Source organism: Bacillota bacterium (assembly GCA_029961055.1).
In the GTDB taxonomy this organism is placed as follows: Bacteria; Bacillota; Sulfobacillia; order JAIMAT01; family JAIMAT01; genus JAIMAT01.
Genome location: JASBVM010000051.1, coordinates 21,294 through 34,135 on the forward strand (window position 1 = coordinate 21,294; position 12,842 = coordinate 34,135).

Annotated in this window: 8 protein-coding genes, 2 tRNA genes and 1 pseudogene; 5 read left to right on the forward strand and 6 right to left on the reverse strand. The window is 72.2% G+C overall.

The features are described 5' to 3' along the window. The first annotated feature begins 150 nt into the window (after positions 1-150). Positions 151-2,025, forward strand: a complete 1,875-nt coding sequence (ctaD, locus tag QJR14_10615) for a cytochrome c oxidase subunit I (protein ID MDI3318052.1) — start codon at positions 151-153, stop codon at positions 2,023-2,025. A 306-nt stretch (positions 2,026-2,331) separates the two neighbouring features. After that, positions 2,332-3,375 carry a hypothetical protein gene (locus QJR14_10620; protein MDI3318053.1) on the forward strand — a complete coding sequence of 348 codons (1,044 nt, stop codon included), beginning with the start codon at positions 2,332-2,334 and terminating at the stop codon, positions 3,373-3,375. 88 nt (positions 3,376-3,463) lie between these two features. On the opposite strand, the gene QJR14_10625 is transcribed toward QJR14_10620, so the two are convergent. The 3 genes and pseudogenes from QJR14_10625 to QJR14_10635 all read right to left on the reverse strand — a co-directional run bounded on the left by QJR14_10625 (position 3,464) and on the right by QJR14_10635 (position 8,451). Further along, entirely contained in the window at positions 3,464-4,630 is a 1,167-nt protein-coding gene (locus tag QJR14_10625; GenBank protein ID MDI3318054.1) for a DMT family transporter, read from the reverse strand. Then, positions 4,609-7,130 (reverse strand): annotated as a pseudogene (locus tag QJR14_10630) (adenosylcobalamin-dependent ribonucleoside-diphosphate reductase). Before QJR14_10630 ends, QJR14_10625 begins: the two are co-directional and overlap by 22 nt. 298 nt (positions 7,131-7,428) lie before the next feature. Next, positions 7,429-8,451 carry a DUF1646 family protein gene (locus QJR14_10635; GenBank protein ID MDI3318055.1) on the reverse strand — a complete coding sequence of 341 codons (1,023 nt, stop codon included), beginning with the start codon at positions 8,449-8,451 and terminating at the stop codon, positions 7,429-7,431. 146 nt (positions 8,452-8,597) lie between these two features. Between QJR14_10635 and QJR14_10640 the strand changes: the two genes are divergently transcribed. The 3 genes from QJR14_10640 (at position 8,598) to QJR14_10650 (ending at position 10,508) form a co-directional block, all read left to right on the forward strand. After that, positions 8,598-8,673 (forward strand) — tRNA-Glu (locus QJR14_10640). 46 nt (positions 8,674-8,719) lie between these two features. After that, positions 8,720-8,794 (forward strand) — tRNA-Val (locus QJR14_10645). Positions 8,795-9,863: 1,069 nt separating this feature from the next. Continuing rightward, on the forward strand, positions 9,864-10,508 hold the full coding sequence (locus QJR14_10650) for a ferredoxin-thioredoxin reductase catalytic domain-containing protein (GenBank protein MDI3318056.1): 645 nt from the start codon (positions 9,864-9,866) through the stop codon (positions 10,506-10,508). A gap of 138 nt (positions 10,509-10,646) precedes the next feature. Here the strand turns inward: QJR14_10650 and QJR14_10655 are convergent, their stop codons facing one another. From QJR14_10655 to QJR14_10665, 3 genes are read right to left on the reverse strand one after another with little or no spacing between them, the layout of a single operon-like run. Beyond that, positions 10,647-11,693: a DinB family protein gene (locus QJR14_10655; protein MDI3318057.1), complete on the reverse strand. Its 1,047-nt coding sequence runs from the start codon at positions 11,691-11,693 to the stop codon at positions 10,647-10,649. A 49-nt stretch (positions 11,694-11,742) separates the two neighbouring features. Next, positions 11,743-12,192, reverse strand: a complete 450-nt coding sequence (locus QJR14_10660; GenBank protein ID MDI3318058.1) for a bifunctional nuclease family protein — start codon at positions 12,190-12,192, stop codon at positions 11,743-11,745. A gap of 6 nt (positions 12,193-12,198) precedes the next feature. Further along, positions 12,199-12,819 carry a Maf family protein gene (locus QJR14_10665; GenBank protein ID MDI3318059.1) on the reverse strand — a complete coding sequence of 207 codons (621 nt, stop codon included), beginning with the start codon at positions 12,817-12,819 and terminating at the stop codon, positions 12,199-12,201. Positions 12,820-12,842 lie beyond the last annotated feature (23 nt).

Below are 12,842 nucleotides of genomic sequence, written 5' to 3' on the forward strand. Positions count from 1 at the left end.
CTTTGTTTTCTTAGCTCGAAATGGATTGCCGCGGAACGGATGCGACTACATAATTTAGTGCAATCAGGGAAAACGCCGCCGGGCCCGGTCCTTCCATGCCACGCCTCCTGCCCGGTGGCCCGCTCCGGTTCGAAAGGAGGTCCTCCCAGCATGGCCACCGCCGAACGTGCGCTTCCCCGGGTCGAGGCCCGGGCGCCTTCCGAGCGGGGTCTCCTCAGTTGGCTGACGACCGTGGACCACAAGCGCATCGGTATCCTCTACCTGGTCACTTCCTTCGCCTTCTTCGCCGTCGCCGGCGTGGAGGCGCTCCTGATGCGGACGCAGCTGATCCGGCCCGACAACCAGCTGATCGGTCCCGGGCTGTTCAACCAGCTCCTCACCATGCACGGCACCACCATGCTCTTCTTCGCGGTCCTGCCCATGGAGACGGCGTACTTCAACTACTTCATGCCCATCATGATCGGGGCGCGCGACGTCGCGTTCCCGCGGCTGAACGCGCTCAGCTACTGGCTCTACCTGGCCGGCGGTCTCCTCCTCTACTCGAGCTGGTTCCTGGGCGGGGCGCCCGACGCGGGCTGGTTCAACTACACCCCGCTGGCCGGACCTTACGCGGGGGTCGGCGAGGACTTCTACATCCTCGGCCTCCTGATCTCAGGCCTCTCCTCCATCGTCTCCTCCGTCAACCTGATCGTGACCGTCCTGCAGATGCGCGCCCCGGGCATGTCGCTGATGCGGGTGCCGATCTTCGCCTGGGCCAGCCTGATCACCGGCGCCCTCATCCTCTTCGCCATGCCGCCCTTCACGGTGGCGCTCATCCTGCTCCTCCTGGACCGCTGGGCCGGGACGGGCTTCTTCGTGCCGGCCATGGGCGGCAACGCGCTGATGTGGCAGCACCTCTTCTGGATCATGGGCCACCCGGAGGTCTACATCCTGGCGGTGCCGGCCTGGGGCGTCATCTCCGAGGTGATCCCCACCTTCTCGAGGAAGCCGCTCTTCGGCTACCGCGGCGCCGTCCTCGCCCTGATCGCCATCGCGGCCATCTCCTTCACCGTCTGGTCGCACCACATGTACGCCACGGGCATGGGGCCGGTGGTCAACGACGCCTTCATGATCACCACCAAGCTGGTCTCCTGGCCGACGGCCGCGCTGGTCTTCACCTGGCTCCTGACCCTGTGGGGCGGCCGGATCCGCTACACCACCGCCATGCTGTACGCCGTCGGCTTCCTGCCGGTCTTCATCGTCGGCGGGCTCACCGGGCTGATGCTGGCGACGGCGCCGGCCGACCTGCAGCTGACCGACACCTACTTCGTGGTCGGCCACTTCCACTACGTGGCCGTGGGCGGCATCCTCTTCTCCATGCTGGCCGCAGCCTACTACTGGCTGCCCAAGATGACGGGCAGGCTGCTGGACGAGCGGACGGGGGTCTGGTCCTTCTGGGTCACCTTCGTCGGCTTCAACCTGACCTTCTTCCCGATGCTGCTCAGCGGCCTCCTGGGCATGTCCCGGCGCATCTACACCTACCCGCCCGAGCTGGGCGTCGCCACCTTCAACCTGCTCTCCTCCATCGGCGCCTACATCCTCGGGGCGGGCGTCCTGATGACGGTGGGCAACATGCTCTGGAGCGTCTACCGCGGCCGCCAGGCCGGCGCCGACCCCTGGGACGCCCGGACGCTGGAGTGGTCGGTCCCCTCGCCGGTGCCGGCCTACAACTTCGCCCGCATCCCCGAGGTCCGCTCGCGCGACGCCTTCTGGGCGGCGAAGCAGGGCGGGGAGCGCGGCCCCGCCGCGGAGGGCGGGCAGCCGGCACCCGGCGCGATCCGCCTCCCCTCGCCCACCCTCCTGCCGCTGGTCCTGGCGGCCGGCGTCCTGATCCTCGGCTACGGCGGTCTCTTCCACCAGCTCTGGCTCGCCGCGCTGGGCGCGCTGGTCGTCTTCTACTCCCTCTTCCGCCAGATGTTCGAGGCCGACCACGGCTACCTGGTCGAACCTGCGGGAGAGGAAGAGCGGGTCGCCTCGCACAGCTGACGGCCCTTCCCTGTCTTCTCTCCCGGCTCTCCCGGCCGCGGGAAGAGCGGCAGCGGGCGGCCGGCCCAGGCGCCGGCCGCCCGGTTCTTCCCCCGGAGGAGGGGAGGAGGGTTCGCACCGGTGGGCCAGCCCGCAGCAGCCGCCGCCGGTTCCCCGGTTCCCACGGAAGGACCGGACGCGTAGACATATGAAAATGAAAAGGGTGTGCCGGACGGCACCCCGGCCCCGACCTCCGCCCGGGCGGGTAGACCCCTACCCGTCGTCCGCCGCGGTCGGAAGGAGTCGGAAGGAGGAGGAGCTTCGAGCATGCGGCCCGCCCGTCCCGGGCGCCCACCCTGGCGCGCCCTCCTGGCCTGGTCCACGATCCTGGTGCTGTGGACCATCGCGCTCCTGCCGGCGGTCGCCCGGGCGGAGGCACCCGGCGCGGTTCCACCGGACTCCCCGGGGGATGCCGTCCCCTACGGCGGGGAGCCCGGCTCCCTCACCCCCCGCTCCCTCGCCACGGTCACGCTGCGCGCCGTCCCGCCGGAGGCGTTGGACCCGAGCCTCGACCGCTCGGCCGCCGTCGGCACCGTCTTCTATTCCCGCCATCCCGGCCGCGAGGCGCCCTGGCTGGTCTTCGTGCACGGGATCCACGAGGGCCCGTCGTACTTCCAACCCATGTACGGCCAGGCCTTCCAGGCCGGCTACAACGTGGCCGCGGTCAAGCTCGACCCCGGCGCCGACGCCGTCGCCGACGGCGCCATCCTGGCCGAACAGCTGAACCGCCTCAGCCGGATGGCCCAGGACCGGCTCGTCGCCATCGGGCACAGCATGGGCGGGCTGGACGTGGCCGAGGCCACCGCGCGCTACGGGAGCCCGGCCGTCGCCGCGCTGGTGACGCTGGGGACGCCCTGGGGCGGCAGCCCCCTGGCCGACGTCGACCGCGCCCTGGCCGGGAACCCCCTGACCCGGATCGTCCCGGATCTCCTCGGCTACGGCACCCCCTCCGACCGCTGGCTCACGCCGGCAACCGTCCAGGCCGAGGTGGCCGGGCTGCACCCGAGGCTCGGCTACCCCATCGTCTCCATGGTCGGCGAGATCCGGCGGCCCTCCCTCACCATGGGGATCCAGGTCCTGGCAGGCCTGGCACTCCTGGCCCTCCTCGGCTATCCCCGGAGCGACGGCGTGGTCCCGGTGGAGATGCAGACCTACCCCTACGCCAGCCCGGCCTCCGTCTTCGTCATGCCGGGCGTGGGCCATCTCGACTACCGGAACTTCTGGAATTCGCCCGGGACTGCGGGCGTGCCCTCGGTCGAATCGATCCTGCGCGGGGTGCTGCAGGTCGAGCCGGTCGCCTCGCCCCGGTAGCGTCGGCACGCGCCGGGCGGCCATACCCGCTGACGTGCCCCGCCCCCGTCCGCGGCAAGGCGCCCGGAGGGCCGGGGGCGCGGCCCGCTCACTCCGCCGGCGGTCTCTCCTGCACCGGCGGCCGCTTCCACCGCCACGGGCGGATGCTCCCGCGACGCTCCGGCCCCGCCACCGCCGTCGCGCCCGCACCCGGGCGGGCCGCCCCGGCCGCCAGGCTGACCCCCCCGACCACCAGCAGGCCGCCCGCCACCGACCAGGGATCGACCGGCTCCTGCAGGAAGAGGCTCCCCCAGAGCGCGGTGAAGACGGGCAGGAGGTTGTTGAAGCTGATGGCGCGGGCGGAGCCGATCCGGCGGACGCCGCTGTTCCAGGCCCACATGGCCAGCACCGAGGCGCCCAGCGCCACGTAGAGGACGCCCGCCAGCGCGGAGAGCGAGAGCTCCAGGCGGGGACCGCTGCCGTACGCCTCTTTCCACGCCCCGCCCCAGAGCCACTCCGCGGCGGTCAGGAGCGCCAGCGGCACCAACCCCGCCAGCGAGGACCAGGCGGTCACGCCCAGGGCCAGGTCGGTGCGGCCGGGGGCCGGCCGCACCGCTCGCGAGCCCGGCGACGGCGCGTCCGGGGCCGACTGCCAGGCCTCCGCCGCGCGCTGGGCGTAGAGGGTGTAGACGGCCCAGAGGAGGGCGGACAGGAGCATGAGCAGGTCGCCGAGCCGGAGACCTCCCCAGCCGCCCGCCGCCCCGCCCCCGGGGGCTGGCGCGGCCGCCGGGAGGCGGGCGGGGGCGAGCAGGATGAGGGCCACGCCGGCCACCGTCAGCAGCGAGCCCCCCGCCTGCCTCCAGCCCGGGCGGAGGCCCGCCAGCGCCGCCAGGGCGACGCCGAAGACCGGCGTGGTCGACTGGAGGAGCGAGGCCTTCAGGATCGCGGTGGTGTGGAGGGCCAGGTAGACCGCGGGCGTGAAGATCGCCACGCCGCTCAGCCCCATCCAGGCCAGCGCCGGCCGGGCGGCCCGCGGCGGGCGGCCCAGCCCCGCCCGGTGCGCCAGGAGGAGCAGGACCGGCGTCGCCACCAGCCAGCGGACCAGGCTGAGCGTGACGGGGGGCAGGCTGCCCGCCAGCAGCCTGCCCGCCAGGAAGTTCCCGCTCCAGAGGAGGGGCGCCAGCACCAGGAGCGCATAGGCGCCGGCGTGCCCCCCTTCCTCGGACCGGTTCCGCCGCCGCTCCGGCCGCCGGTTCAGCAGGAGCTGAAGCCGCATTCCAGGCACTTGACGCACCCGTCCTGGTGGACGGCGATGGCGCCGCAGACCGGGCAGAGGTCGATGTCCTTGGGGCTGCGGGGCCTCCGGGGCGCGGGTGCCGCCGCCGGGCCGTCCGTCGCGGCGGGCTCCAGCGTGGCCGCGGGGGCGTCGTCCGCCTCCCCTTCCTCGCCGGGGGCGTGGCCGTCCGGCCAGGTGCCCGCCAGGAGCCGCCCCAGGGCGTCCGGCACGGAGCGGATCCGGTGCGGGCCGAAGCCGACGGACTGGCTTCCGCCGATGCCGATCAGCTGCTCGGCCACCGCGTCGGGATCGACGCCCGAGCGGAGGGCCAGCGAGATCAGCCGGGCCAGCGCCTCCGTCAGCGCGGTCACGTCCGAGCCGGCCTTGCCGATCTGGGTGAAGACCTCGAAGGGCCTGCCGTTCAGCTCGTTGACCGTGACGTACAGGTTCCCCAGCGGCGTCCGGATGCGCGTGGTCCGGCCGGTCAGCACCTCGGGCCGCGCCTCGGGCCGGAGGCGCGGCTCGGCGGCGGGCCGCCCCGGCGCCGCCTCCTCCCTGGTCTCCCCGGCGCGCCCCTGCGCCCGGGCGGGCGCCTCCTGGGTCGCCAGCACCTGCTCCTGCCGCGAGCGGTCCCGGTAGACGGTGACGCCCTTGCAGCCCAGGTCGTAGGCGAGCATGTAGAGGTCGGAGACCTGCTCCGCCGTGTAGTCGGCGGGCGCGTTGGCCGTCTTGGAGATGGAGGAGTCGGTCCAGCGCTGCACCGCCGCCTGCATGCGGACGTGCTCCTCCGGCGTCAGGTCCATCGCCCCGACGAAGTACCCCGGCAGCTCCTCGCCCGGGTGCGCCTCCATCCACTCCTGGGCGACGCGCACGTACTGCACGTCCTCGCCCAGCCGGGAGCGCCGGGTGAACTTGAGCGCGTAAAAGGGCTCGATGCCGGTCGAGGTGTCGACCATCGTGCCCACGGTCCCGGTGGGCGCCTGGGTGAGGAGCGTCACGTTCCGGATCCCGTGCTGGCGGACGGCGTCCCGGATCTCCTCCGGCATCCGGCGCATGAAGCCGGACTGGAGGAAGCTCTCCGCGTCGAAGGCGGGGAAGGGCCCCTTCTCCTTCGCCAGGTCGATGGACTCCCGGTAGGCCTCCAGCGCGATGAAGCGGTAGAGCCGCTCGGTGAACTCCACGGCCTCGGGCGAGCCGTAGCGCAGCCCGAGCCGGATCAGGAGCTCGCCCAGCCCCATGGTGCCGGCCCCCACCCGGCGCTCGCGCAGCTGGTTCTGCCGGTTCTCCTCCATGAAGTAGGGCGTCGCGTCCACCACGTCGTCCAGGAAGCGGACCAGCGTCCGGACGGAACGGCCCAGCTTCTCCCAGTCCACGTCCGTCCCCTCGGCGTTCACCATCCGCGCCAGGTTGACGTGGCCGAGGGTGCAGACGCCCCAGGCCGGAAGCGGCTGCTCGGCGCATGGATTTGTACAGATTAACCTGTTGAAATACCACGAGTTGGAGTCCTTCTCGTGCCGGGTGGAGAAGACCACGCCCGGCTCGGCCGACTCCCAGGCCGCCTCGATGATCTCGCGCCAGACCTCGCGCGCCGGCCGCCGATCGTAGACGACCTTGGGCAGACCCCGCGCCTCCCAGTCGTCGAAGTCGCCGCGCCAGATCTCGTCGTAGCCGGGGGTGGAGGTGTCCGGGAACCAGAACTCCCACTCCCGGTCTTCCTTGACCGCCTGCATGAAGTCGTCGGTGATCCGGAAGGAGATGTTGGCGTTCTCCACCCGGCCCGGCTGCTTCTTGATGTCGACGAAGCGCTTCCAGTCGGGGTGGCGGATGTCCAGCTGGAGCATCAGGGCACCGCGGCGGCTCCCGCCCTGCTCGATCAGCCCCGTCGCCATCGAGTAGAGCTCCATCCAGGAGACGGGCGTTGGGTGGGCCCGTTGACCGAGCGGACCGGCGCCCGGAAGGGCCGCAGCGAGGAGACGTTGATGCCGACGCCCCCGCCCCGGGACATGATCTCGATCATCTGGCCGAGCGTCTCCACGATCCCCTGGCGCGAGTCGCGGGGGCTCGGGATGACGTAGCAGTTGTACAGCGTCAGGTCGAGGCCGGTGCCGGCGCCCGCCCAGACGCGGCCCCCGGGGATCAGGCGGAGCGCCTCGATCTCCTCGGCGAAAGCCCGGGCCCACGTCGCGCGGCGCTCGTCGTCGGGCTCCACCGCCGCCACGCCGCGGCCGATGCGCGCGGCCACCTCGGCGAGGGTCGTCTCCAGCGGCCGGTCGCAGCTGAGCCGCGAGCGCTCCAGCTCCTCGCCCCTGGCCTCGCCGGTCAGGAGCCGGACCCGGAGGCGGTCGCCGTCGACGGCCAGCACCTCGGCCAGCTCCTTCTGGGGCCAGCGCGGATCCTCCCGGGTCGGGACCACCGCCAGGTCGCCCGGCTGGAAGGCGCGGTTGGCGTCCTTCATGGTGTAGCGGTCGATGAAGATCTTCCACGAGAGCTCCGTCGGCATGCCGGCGAAGCGCGTCGACGCCCATGCACGCGCGTCGGCCTTCCTTGCCATGACCCCAACTCCTTCGACGCCGGCTCCGGCCGGGTGGCCCCCGGACGGGGCGGGAGCGCCCGGCCCGAGCCGTGGACACTATATGTTGTGTCTGTGGCGATTACCTTCCACCACATGTTGTACGTTGAAGGCAGTTACGCCACCGGGGGCTCGTCCCCTGCCTCGGGAACCGGCGATCTGCCGGTCGATTTTGGCGCTATGCGCCACCGGCCGTCCGGGAGACGGGCTTCCCCGCCCCCCGCCTACCTCAGATAAACAGCACCAGGAAGTAGCCGACGAGCAGCACCGCACCGATCGGCACGGCGAGCCGCGCCCAATCGGCCATGCGGATGCGGAGGCGGGCGGCGGTGATGATATTCGGAATGTTGCCGGGGATGAGCATCCCGCCCGAGACGAGGAGGCCGATCAGGACCGACTCCACCTGCAGCGTCGTCATCCGCGGGCTCAGCTCCGCCGCGGCCAGCGTGGCGTTGTCCAGCACCGCGCTCAGCATGTTGATCCAGTACAGGTAGGCCGGGTGGAGGCCCAGGAGGTAGCGGTTGATCAGCTCCTCGTAGGCGGCGCCCAGGAAGGTGAGGCCGACGACGAAGAGGTAGACCTTGACCGTCCGCAGCAGCACCTCGAGGTAGGAGTCCTCCGGCGCCTCCGGAAGCTCTTCCTCGGCGGCGGCCTCGCGCGCCCGGGCGTGCGCCACCATCGCGCCGGCCACCACGGCCAGCAGGACCAGGCCGGGGATGACGTACCGGCCCAGCGTCCGCACCAGGAACCAGAAGTCTTCCTGCAGCCGGCTGACGGCGATCGTGGCCAGCGGCTCGCCCACCGGCGTCAGCACGGCGCCCAGGCCGATGGCGTAGCTCCCCAGCACCGCCAGTCTGATCTGCGAGCGGCGGTGGAGGCGCATCGCGTGCAGGAGAGCGGCCAGCACCAGCGAGGCGACGATGGCCGTGATCACGCTGGAGAGGAGGCCCAACACCAGCACCAGCAGCCCCGCGAAGAGCGGCAGCGGGACCCGGTCGACCACCCGGGCGACCGCCGCCTCCATCCCCCCGTGGAACCACTTGAAGAGGAGGCTGGCGACCAGCACCGCCAGCGTGATCGCGACCGGCTCGCGCAGGGCGCGGAGCAGCAGCGGCCCGCCGGCCACGCCCGCCACCAGCGCCGCGGCCACGCCCATGACGAACAGGAAGACCTCCAGGTTCTCCTCGATCGCGTGGGCCACGAAGGGCAGGAAGAGGATGAGCAGCAGAATGGCCACGAGCCCCAGCTCCACCGCGCCCCCTCCTTCCTGACCCCGCCGGGCGATTCCCCGCCATTCTACCAGACGGCACCCGCCCCGCCCGGCCTTGGCCGCGCGCCCGCGTCCGGCGGCCGTTGCAGCCCCGCCCCGGCCCGTGCTATAGTGAAGCCCTGGATCGGGACCCCATCGTCCAGCGGTCTAGGACTCCACTCTTTCAAGGTGGCGACCCGGGTTCGAATCCCGGTGGGGTCACCAGATTTGGAGGAAGCGGATCCATGACCGCTCCTTCCCCGGATTTCCAGGGCGCGTAGCTCAGCGGTGGAGCGTTCGGTTCACATCCGAAAGGTCGCAGGTTCGAACCCTGCCGCGCCCACCAACCAAGAAGCCCGAATCCACGCGGGGTTCGGGCTTTTTCGTTCGGATGCGGATTGACCGAGAACGGCTCTCCGGTCAATCTCCGAAAGCACGAAGGGCGGAGAGCGACCCTGTCCCAGGTTCTCTCCGGCGCTAGCGGTTCATCTCGCTGGGCCATCCGCCTCGCTTCCGCGGAGCCTGCGGAAGGCGTCCTGAGCCTGGACGAAGGCCGGGCCTTCGTAGGCGTGGGTGTAGACGCCGAGCGCCGTGGTGACGCGGCTATGCCCGAGGTGGGCGACCCCTTCCAGCGGGGGAACGCCCGCCTCCTGGAGGAGACTTCGAGGGAGTGCCTCAGGGCATGGCGCCGGACGCCCTCGACGCCTGCTCGCTCGCAAATCCGGAGCCATGCGTGGCGGATGTTGTCGGGCCGGAGCAGGCTCCCGGCCCCGCTGGCGAAGACCCTGCCCGCAGTGAATCCAAAATCCCCTTGTCGAAGGTGACGACCCTGCCGGATAGTGGCAAGGGCACCTTGCCAAGTGCTGAATGCTTCGTCCACGGCGGTCACGCTCAAGGCGGTCAAGGTCGACGGCACAGTTGACACCAGCTTCAAGATGCCGGGTTCAGCGGCGGCTACCTGACCGTGGTGAATGGCGCGGCTTTCAGCGGCATCACGTCGGGCAAGTACATCGGCTTCACCGGTCTGCAGCCTGGCGATACAGTCGATCTCTACACGGACGGGAGCGGCCACTACGCTATCGTGGACCTCTACCGCTCAGCTAGGACTCTAAGGAGGGAGCGCCCGAGGGCGCTCCCTCCTTGGCGTATTCGGCTATGCGACGGCTGCCGTCGCGGGTTTCGTGGTGTGAGCGTTTCGCCACTTTGACGCGATGGGGAGTCGCTTCCCGGGTCCGTAACGCACATGTAATTCTGCGGGGTCGCCTTCGCCGTCGGTCCGGAGAGGCGGTCACCGCCGCCCTCCGCGGGTGGCTTGACGCCGGCCGGGCCAAGCCGCACGCTACCCTCCGGGGTATCTGCCCGCTTCCTGCCTTCCCTCCGGCGTCTCAGCCCGTGGACCGGAGGGGATCGAAAGCGTGAGAACGTGGTCGAGGATCAGGGCGTCCTGGCGGGCCTACCGCGACTTCTTCGCCGGCTGGTGGAGGTACCGCGACCGCCTGCGCCGGGACGAGCGGTGGATCCAGAACTTCGCCCGCAGGAACGGGCTCCGGGTCAATCCGCACCGGATGATGCGCACCAACCTGAAGATCTGGATCGAGGAGAACCGCGACCTCTACGGCACGCAGCAGTGCCCCTGCTTCGAGCCGACGGGCGACGCGGCGATGGACAGGAAGCTGATGTGCCCGTGCAAGTTCGCCCTGGCGGACATCGAGGCGACGGGGACCTGCCATTGCACGCTCTTCGGGCGCGGCGACCTGACGGCGGCAGGCTTCGCCGAGGCGGAGGCCCGCCTCATGCGCGAGTACCGCCCCCGTCTCAAGCTCGAGGGGAACCGGTTGGACACGCGCGGCTGGCCGCTCAACCCGCGGCGCCAGCTGCCGGTCCCCGACCCCGTGCACCAGGTGAAGCAGGCGCTCCACCAGACGACGGGCGACCTGGTCGTGGTCGTCGACCGGCCGTCCTCCGTCGCCAATCTGCGCAGGCTGGCCGAGAGTCGGGGATTCGGCTTCGACAGCCGCGAGAGCGAGCCGGGCCTCTGGGAGGTCACCCTGCGGCGGTGAGACCGCGAGGCCGCCTGAAGGGCGGCGGGTACCCGGCGGGTACCGGAGGCGTCAGGTTCTTCTGCAGCAACCCGGATAGGCATCCGAGCGGCTGAGGCGGGCCGGGGGGAGCAGGGAGCGGGCAGGGTCTCCTCGCCCTCAGCCGCCCGTCGTCTCCGGGAGCCTCTTCTCCAGCTCGATCTCGTCGTGGAGGGGGATGCCCCCGTCGCCCAGCTCGGGGATGGACGGCTTCTGCCGGCGCGCCGCGTCGACGGCGCCCGCGTGCACGGCCGTGATCCGGTAGCCGCGCCGCTGGTAGAAGCGGAGCGCGTCCAGGTTGTCGTTGGAGGTGACCAGCCAGAGGCGGCGGCAGCCGGCCGCCCGGGCGCGCTCCTCCACGGCGGCGAGGAGCGCGCTGCCCACGCCCCTCCCCTGCCGGGTGGCGTCGAGGCTGACCAGCTCGCATTCGTCGTCGTCGGCGTGCCAGGTGGCGGCTCCGGCCGGCTGGCCGTCGAGGTAGGCGACCAGCGCCTGGAGGGAGTCGAGGCGATGGACGCGCCCGCGGGTGACCATGACGGTGTCGCCCCAGCGCTCGCGCCAGAGCTTCGCGAGCCAGGCCCGCTCCGGCTCCCCGCGAGCGTCGGCGATGCGGAGCCGGGGCCCCGCGGCCGCCTCAGCGCTCGCGCGGTCGTCTCCCCCGGCCGCCCCGGCTCCCGGGAGGGCCGCCGCCTCGTGCGGGAAGCGCAGATCGGAGTCCGCGACCGGGTGGCCGAGCAGCCGCGCGGCGAGGACGATCTGCCCCTTGTGATGGAACTCGTGGGTGATGGGATGGGCGAGGAGCCAGCGGGGCGTCAGCTCCAGCTCCTCCCCCTTCCAGCGCCGCGGAAGCGGCCGGTCCAGCTCCCCCTCGAACCGCGCCAGGAAACGCTCCACCAGCCGGTCCACCTCGGCGAAGAGGGCGCGCGCCCGGCGGGCGTCCGGGACCTCTCCCGGCGCGGGGTCCGCGAACGACCGCTCCTGCAGCCCCACCCGCTCCAGCCAGACGACGTAGCCCTCGGCGATGTGGACGTGCCGGTCCCGGACGCTCTCGCCCGCCAGGAGCTCCAGCGGGCGGCGGTAGAGCTCGGGCGGCCAGCCCTCGAGGTGGTCGAGCAGCGCCTGCCGGGTGGCGCGCACCCAGTCGTAGACCGTGCGGATCCCGTCCATGTCCGTCCCCCTTCCTGAGCGCCGGGGTCCTCGTGAGGAAGGGCGGTGCTCAGTCCCAGGTGGGCGGGGAGGACTCCTCGCCGCGGAAGCGGTCGGGGTCGACGCCCGCCTTGGCGAGCACTTCCTCGTCCACGAGGATGGGGCAGCCGGCGCGGACGGCGACGGCGACGCCGTCGCTGGGGCGGCAGTCCACCTCCAGCACGCCGCGGCTGGTGGCGACGTCGAGCTGGCCGATGAAGGTCTCGCCGCGCATGTCGTGGACCAGCACCCGCTGGATGCGGCCGCCCAGCTCCTCCACCACGCGCAGGAGCAGGTCGTGGGTGAGCGGCCGCGGCGGCTGCGCGCCGCTCATGCCGATGGCGATCGCCTCCGCCTCGCCGGAGCCGATGGTGATGGGCAGGGCGGTCCTCCCTTCCTCGTCCACGAGGACGAGGATGTGGCTCCTCTCCCCCTCCACCGTGACCAGCTCGAGGACGCGCTCGACGTGCACCGGCACCATCTCGCCTCATCCCCTCCCGCGGTCCAGCGCGGCCAGGTGCTCCAGGAGGAGCGGGACCGGGAGACCGACCACGTTGGTATAGTCGCCCCGGATCCACTCGATCAGGACCGCTCCCCGGCCCTGGGCCGCGTAGGCGCCCGCCTTGTCCATGGGCTCGCCCGTGGCCACGTAGCGCTCCGCCTCGCCCGGCCGCAGCGCGCGCAGGTGGACCTCCGTCCGCTGGTGGGCGACCCGCGCCTCGCCCTCGCCGGGCGGCTCGCCGGCCCCCGGCCGGACCGGGACCAGCGCGATGCCACTGTAGACCGTGTGCGTCCGGCCCGCCAAGCGTCCCAGCATGGCCGCCGCCTCGGCGGCGTCGGCCGGCTTGCCGAGGATCTCGCCGTCGAGGACGACCACGGTGTCGGAGCCGAGGACCCAGGCCGGCTCCGGCTGCGGCGGCCCGCCGGCCGCCAGGCGGCGGGCCACGGCCAGCGCCTTCCGCAGCGCCAGCCGCTCCACCACCCGCCCGGGCGGCAGGCCGTCCTGCCGCGGCTCGTCCACATCCGGCGGGATCACCTCGAAGGAAAGACCCAGCGCCTCCAGCAGCGCCCGCCTGCGCGGCGAGCTGGAGGCCAGGATCAGACGCACCCCCGCCTCACCCCCGCTTCCGC

Bases quoted from the DNA above. Each gene is read 5' to 3' on its own strand.
- ctaD (MDI3318052.1), top strand. From the start codon at position 151: ATGGCCACCGCCGAACGTGCGCTTCCCCGGGTCGAGGCCCGGGCGCCT.
- QJR14_10620 (MDI3318053.1), top strand. From the start codon at position 2,332: ATGCGGCCCGCCCGTCCCGGGCGCCCACCCTGGCGCGCCCTCCTGGCC.
- QJR14_10625 (MDI3318054.1), bottom strand. From the start codon at position 4,630: ATGCGGCTTCAGCTCCTGCTGAACCGGCGGCCGGAGCGGCGGCGGAAC.
- QJR14_10655 (MDI3318057.1), bottom strand. From the start codon at position 11,693: ATGGACGGGATCCGCACGGTCTACGACTGGGTGCGCGCCACCCGGCAG.
- QJR14_10660 (MDI3318058.1), bottom strand. From the start codon at position 12,192: ATGGTGCCGGTGCACGTCGAGCGCGTCCTCGAGCTGGTCACGGTGGAG.